We start from the raw sequence: 5584 nt of genomic DNA on the forward strand, positions 1-5584 counted from the left end.
ATTTGCAAGTCATAGGGACCTATCGGCGTACCTATTACTGCTAATTGAGAGCGAATTGTTCCAGCTAATCGAGCCGCTTGTGGATCGAACGACAAAATCTAGAATTGACTAAAAAACCGTTCCAACAAAGCTACATTTTCCTGGATCTTAGCACTGCGATAAGCTCCATAGTAAAGCTCCATTTGCACGACTGTACATAAATAAATATCTTCTGCTTGTTGCTGGGCTAATCGACTTGCTACTGCCGGACTGGTATTATTTAACACCCGAATGCAAACATTCGTATCGAGCAAATAAGTCAAAATAAGTTCTCCCGTACTTCGTAGTCTCCCTGATTTTCTCTAACTAGGGGTTCCCCTACCCACCCTCCGACAACTTCCTCAAAAAATCCCGGTTGCCATCCTGATGTTTTCAGTGGGTTGGCTAATTCGCCTTTGGGCAAAAGTTCCAAAATAACAATTGCCTCCAACTCCTGCTCTTGATATTCCGGTGGCAACTGGACTCGCAACACACCATCAGATCCCACGGTGGTTTTCAAGTGAATGCTGTGCATGACAATTTCCTCTTAGATCTATCGAACTTAATTTTCCATTTCATCGGCTGTAACTTCGTTCAAAATTACTAGAAGTCGCTGGAGGATTTGCGGTGATCGATTAATTCATCGGAAATGCGATTGCGCTCAATATACTGGTGAATCTCTTCCTGGTTGTCGCTGTAGTAGCTCAACGCATCAAATACTTGGGCGAGGGTTAGATGAGGCATTCCGATGGGAATTTCTTCCGGCAAAACTCCCATTCGCCAGGTTTCCACAATGGCTCTAACTGGGGTACGAGTGCCTTTGATAATCGGTTCGCCCCCCAAGATTTCATCATCTCTGACAATATAGCGATTTTCTGTGGCTTTAACCATTTCCGTTGCTCCTAACTTCCCTAATGTTCAATAAACAGGTTAGCAGACTCCCCCTGATCATAGGAATGGCGCAACATTCGGAGGGTTTGCTGCTGGGAATTTTGGTGAATGTAGCCGAACCCTGTCGCAAATTGTCCGGGATGACGATCGCCTGGGGCTTCCGGGAGTTTAACCTCCCAAAAGCCTTTTGACTCTAACTGTTTATCCACCACCCCTGAACAGGTCCATCGAGTATCTAAGGGTTGGAGTAACAGGAGATGGCGACGAGAAGGCGATGCCATCTCCTTCATGTTTACTCTAAAAAGTCGATCGCAATTTGATCGCCCACTTGTATCCCCAGTTCGGCAGCGCGTCCTCCCCCCAGTTCGAGAACATGATCAACGGGGCTATTTTCCGGTCCGTAGAAGGGACAAGGGTCGCTGGTACAGGGGGGAACATCATCAGCGATCGCCAGGACTTCTCCATCTCGCAAAAATATCATATCCAAATTAATCTCAACGTTTTTCATCCAAAAGGTGACGGTTCTAGGCGGATTAAATGGAAACAACATCCCTCGATTCGGGGCAATCTCACTTCGGTACATCAGTCCGATCGCCTGCTGTTCTGGCGTGGTTGCCACTTCCAAATCAATGGTTTGGTCACCGATTTTTGCTTGTGCGGTAATGGACAAATCTTGTCCCCTCTCTATTTTGACCCTGGGTGAGAAAGATACTGTATCCCCATGCGGTTGTGCATCGGCAACAGGGGGTAACCCCGAAGGTGTACAACCCAATAAAAACAGACCGAAACTGGTGACGAAAAACCGGGCTAAACTCTTCATATTTTACTGCTTAACGGTTACTGCTTTGATTCAATTTGAGAGCAAATAGTTGCGATCGCCGATCCACAAATTAACCGGGACGGCATTTCCTCGCTGATTCACTTTAAGCTGGATCACTAAGGTTTCTAGTTTTTCCTCCTGGTCGGTCAAATCCAAGCTTTCCAAAATTTCCTCCCGTTGCGATCGCATTAGGTAAAATTTTCCTCCCTCATACTCCACCAAATCTTCTAAGGATCTCCCCTTAATCATGACTTGATTTTCCCCTAATTCCGTGGGGCGATCGCCACTTAACCCCACCGCGACCCAAGGCGTTGGCACTTCCCCGGTTTCCTCCGCTGTTGGCGGTGACAAAATTGCATAGAGTGTCAAATCTGGGTCTAACAATTTGGCATCTGGGTTACACTGATTCTCCCGATTTCGGGGTTGGTTATTCCGGGGACAAGGCACAGGAGTTCCCGGCAGTTCTTCCCATCCGGGAATTTCTTCTAAAATTTTGAAATTGGAAATATTATAGCTGACTCGATTAGAAGAATTTCTAATAAATTTACTCAAGTTAACAGGTTCGGTTTCTAAGGTCACTAATTTCCCATTCACTTCGGTATGAACCGCAAAAAATGCCCCAGTTAGCATGGCGGCAGTTTGAATCAGCAGAGGAATTAAAAATCGACCTAACACTAAGCTGGGTTTGATTTTTTCTGGAGAAGAAGGCTGCTCGTTTTGCATAATTTAAAAGACCCCCCTAACCACCTTTTGGTAACAGGTAGAATTAGAATTGACGAAAAAATGTTGATTTTTAATCCAATATAGCGGTTCCCAAACTCATTCGCGTACAGATATTTAAAGGAACACAAACATCTTGCTCGCTAATGATAATAGCGAGCAAGATGCGCGCACTCCCAAATGAATTGTACGCGAATAACTATGGGAAACGCTATCCAGTTATTTTAAATTACCCTGCATGAATCCGGGCCATTTACTCTCAAGTTAAGTCTTCGTTTTCAATGGGTTTAATCCCACTGCCTACGATTAGGCCAATGGCAATTGTAGCCATTCCACAGAGAACAAAGACGATGGATTTAAACACTAATCCGGTTTCATACTCCAGGACTCGGGTGAGAATTTGCAAGGTTAATAGTAGCGTACCCCACCAAAAAATCCGCCGATCGCCTCTGCTGAGACCCTGACGCATCAATCCGTATGCTAACAAAAATAGCAGGATGTTAAAAAGTAAGGGACCCAGCAGGGGTAAGGGTTGGATGCCAAAATGCCAGAATAGCATCCCTGTGGCGATCGCAATCACTAGGCCGATCGCATGATTCAAGTAGGCATCAGGGGATGAAAAACGCCGGAAATTATCCCGAGGACTGGTAAAATGCCACACCAAGGCCAACCAACTCCCGAGGACGATCAGGACATCGAGGAGGTAGGCAAAACCTTGTTGGAGGGGAATTTCAGAAATCATGGGGTCCCAAGGTTCCATTGGGGAACTCTCGGACCAAAACCAATGGAAGGAGATCACATAAAAGGAGAGGGAGAGAAAGATGAGGGCAAAGGTGCGGGCGATCGGTCTAAATTGGGGGAGTTCTTCGACCTCATCAAACACACCAGTTGATTGCCCGGGTTTATCATCATAACTCCACAGGAGGACAGGGGGTAGGGCGTAGGCGATCGCCAGCATCCAATGATTCGGCACATTTAGCAGACTGAACCCCACGATGAGATTGACTTGCACGGACTGAATTAGGACCAGGGTCGCCAATCCAAAAATCCAGGGCGATCGGCACCAGTATGCCAGGGGCACTAACAGGAAGGCCGCAATTAAGGGCAGATGGAGGATTACAGTCCGGATCCAAAACAATCCGTCACCCTGATAGACCAGGGCTAAACCGGGCCAGTATCCTACCCCAATTAACAGAGTGGCTAAAATTCCACAGCCGGTCAAACGCAAGCTGTAGGCCATGACCAGGACCGCTAACCCCCAAATCAACCAAAATTCTCCCAAAGACAGACTCATGAGGAAAATTTCCCCAATCAGGCTCATGTTTAACCCGAGGAGGAGGGAACTTAGAAAGAATAATCCGTGGCCGGTGCGAGTTTGCCATCCGGGGAAACGATGCGATCGCCCGAGTGAATCTCGCCACAAATAGAAGGCGCACAGATTCACAGCAATGAAAATTCCCACCAGGACGCCGGTTTTGAGTTCCCGGGACCAGATATCCCAATTGGCTTGGACTAAGGCGATCGCCCCGCTACTGATGAGCACTGCACCCAACCCCAGCAGTATGGCAATAAACCGAGTCTGATTCGGGCGATCGAGAGTTTCAAACAGATAGCGACGGGACAATTCTTGATACTGATCCTCGGAAATCAAGCCTTCCATCGTCCATGAACGAGCCTCTATGCGTAATTGGCGGCGAAACTTTTCCGAAACCATGAAGGGATAAGGATAAAAGATGACAGCGTTGAAGGTGACAAACCCGCTGATTAGGTTGGGGGCGTCAGTCCCCCGGGAGGGGGTTTCTTACCCGGGTAGTCATTTCACAAGAGGTCAAGGACCTCAACTTCCGGCTAGGGGAGGGCTGGGATGAAGGGTAGGGGTTTACTTGGATTCGGAGTCGAGTTGGGATCTGCCATTGCGAATGACGCGCAACATTTCTGAGAGTTGACTTTCCAGGTTGTAGAGGACGCGATCGGCATAATCATCCGCCCCTTTTTCGATCGCCTCGGCTTCGGAGATCCCCCGGGACCTCATCTCCTCTAAGTCATCCATCGCTTGCCGTCGCAACCGTTCGATTTCCGAAATCGTCTGTTCCTGAGCGGATTCGCAATCAAGCTGGACCTGTTGGCGCAGATGGTCTGATTCTAGCTTTGCCTGTCGGACAATTCCCATTTCGTCGAGAATTTGGGCCGCCCTGTGCTCGGCAGCTTCCAAAATTTCCTGGGCATATTGTTCAGCTTGGACAATGATTTCGTCTTTGTGGCGGATGATTTCCTCTACTTCCTCAAAGGCAGCAGGTAAATTCAGTCGCAGGAGATCGAGCTGCTCTAGCAACTGCTCCTCATCCACCAGGGTCCTTCCCGTAAACGGGATGCGCGGACTTTCGAGAATCATCTCCTCCAGTCGGTTTAGTTCCCTCTGGATATCTAGGAGTCCCTGCTCGTGCTCGGGAGATTCTTCTGGGAGACTCGATCTGTCGTCTGGGTCAATCCGGGCTGTGTTTTGGCGTAACATCGGTAGATATCAAGCGCAACGTGCTGGGGAACAAGGTGATTGATGGAGCCGCCAAATCGGGCAACTTCCTTTACTACACTACTGCTTAAAAAGCTGTATTCGTTAGAAGTTGCTAAAAAAACCGTCTCGATTTCAGTGGCTAGGGTTTTGTTGGTATGAGCCATTTGGAGTTCTAGCTCAAAGTCCGAGAGCACTCGTAGTCCCCTTAACAGGACACTCGCCCCTCGAATTCTGGCATAGTTCACCGTCAAGCCCTCAAAACAGTCTATTTCTAAATTAGACAAATGGGGGGTCGCAAGGCGAATCTGCTCTAAACGCTCTTGCACGGTAAACAGTGGGGTTTTATTTGGATTAATCACCACCGCCACAATCACCTGGTCAAACAGCTTACACCCTCGCTCTATGATGTCAAGGTGACCTAGGGTAATGGGATCAAAGCTGCCCGGATAAATTGCAATCACAAGGATTTAGTTATCAGATTCGCAGTTAGGGACTTGATTAGGTCAAGTAGGATGGCATTTCGATTAAGGCAAATGTGACGTTTGGACATCTGCTTTTGTTGAAATGGCAACGGCTACTGCACACCATCATACCACCTTTAGGATGACTGGCAACTCAACTTC

Annotated in this window: 9 protein-coding genes; all 9 read right to left on the bottom strand. The window is 47.8% G+C overall.

Annotation, left to right across the window (positions count from 1 at the left end; genetic code table 11):
- Positions 1–98: 98 nt before the first annotated feature.
- Positions 99–302 (bottom strand): type II toxin-antitoxin system VapC family toxin, encoded by a 204-nt coding sequence (locus J0895_RS13060; RefSeq protein WP_242541269.1) that lies wholly within the window; start codon positions 300–302, stop codon positions 99–101.
- Complete coding sequence (locus J0895_RS13065) at positions 299–553, bottom strand: hypothetical protein (protein WP_207088525.1); 255 nt, start codon at positions 551–553, stop codon at positions 299–301. Before J0895_RS13065 ends, J0895_RS13060 begins: the two co-directional genes overlap by 4 nt.
- Before the next feature lie 68 nt (positions 554–621).
- The gene (locus J0895_RS13070; protein WP_207088526.1) at positions 622–909 is read right to left on the bottom strand and encodes a DUF433 domain-containing protein; all 288 of its coding nucleotides are present in this window, start codon (positions 907–909) and stop codon (positions 622–624) included.
- A gap of 20 nt (positions 910–929) precedes the next feature.
- The gene (locus J0895_RS13075) at positions 930–1190 is read right to left on the bottom strand and encodes a hypothetical protein (RefSeq protein ID WP_207088527.1); all 261 of its coding nucleotides are present in this window, start codon (positions 1188–1190) and stop codon (positions 930–932) included.
- 11 nt (positions 1191–1201) lie between these two features.
- Positions 1202–1729 carry a DUF192 domain-containing protein gene (locus J0895_RS13080; RefSeq protein ID WP_207088528.1) on the bottom strand — a complete coding sequence of 176 codons (528 nt, stop codon included), beginning with the start codon at positions 1727–1729 and terminating at the stop codon, positions 1202–1204.
- Between the two features lie 30 nt (positions 1730–1759).
- Positions 1760–2452, bottom strand: coding sequence for a GDYXXLXY domain-containing protein (locus J0895_RS13085; protein WP_207088529.1), 693 nt, complete (start codon positions 2450–2452; stop codon positions 1760–1762).
- 256 nt (positions 2453–2708) lie between these two features.
- The gene (locus tag J0895_RS13090) at positions 2709–4163 is read right to left on the bottom strand and encodes a DUF2157 domain-containing protein (protein WP_207088530.1); all 1455 of its coding nucleotides are present in this window, start codon (positions 4161–4163) and stop codon (positions 2709–2711) included.
- A gap of 165 nt (positions 4164–4328) precedes the next feature.
- Entirely contained in the window at positions 4329–4961 is a 633-nt protein-coding gene (locus J0895_RS13095) for an ATP synthase subunit B family protein (protein WP_207088531.1), read from the bottom strand.
- Entirely contained in the window at positions 4874–5422 is a 549-nt protein-coding gene (coaD, locus tag J0895_RS13100; protein ID WP_207088532.1) for a pantetheine-phosphate adenylyltransferase, read from the bottom strand. Before coaD ends, J0895_RS13095 begins: the two co-directional genes overlap by 88 nt.
- Positions 5423–5584: the final 162 nt, after the last annotated feature.

Origin of the sequence: Phormidium pseudopriestleyi FRX01 (genome assembly GCF_017313335.1) — a bacterium.
Lineage (GTDB): Bacteria > Cyanobacteriota > Cyanobacteriia > Cyanobacteriales > Laspinemataceae > Laspinema > Laspinema pseudopriestleyi.

Coding starts and splice junctions, on each gene's coding strand:
- J0895_RS13065 (WP_207088525.1), bottom strand. CDS start 553: ATGCACAGCATTCACTTGAAAACCACCGTGGGATCTGATGGTGTGTTG.
- J0895_RS13070 (WP_207088526.1), bottom strand. CDS start 909: ATGGTTAAAGCCACAGAAAATCGCTATATTGTCAGAGATGATGAAATC.
- J0895_RS13075 (WP_207088527.1), bottom strand. CDS start 1,190: ATGGCATCGCCTTCTCGTCGCCATCTCCTGTTACTCCAACCCTTAGAT.
- J0895_RS13080 (WP_207088528.1), bottom strand. CDS start 1,729: ATGAAGAGTTTAGCCCGGTTTTTCGTCACCAGTTTCGGTCTGTTTTTA.
- J0895_RS13085 (WP_207088529.1), bottom strand. CDS start 2,452: ATGCAAAACGAGCAGCCTTCTTCTCCAGAAAAAATCAAACCCAGCTTA.
- J0895_RS13090 (WP_207088530.1), bottom strand. CDS start 4,163: ATGGTTTCGGAAAAGTTTCGCCGCCAATTACGCATAGAGGCTCGTTCA.
- J0895_RS13095 (WP_207088531.1), bottom strand. CDS start 4,961: ATGTTACGCCAAAACACAGCCCGGATTGACCCAGACGACAGATCGAGT.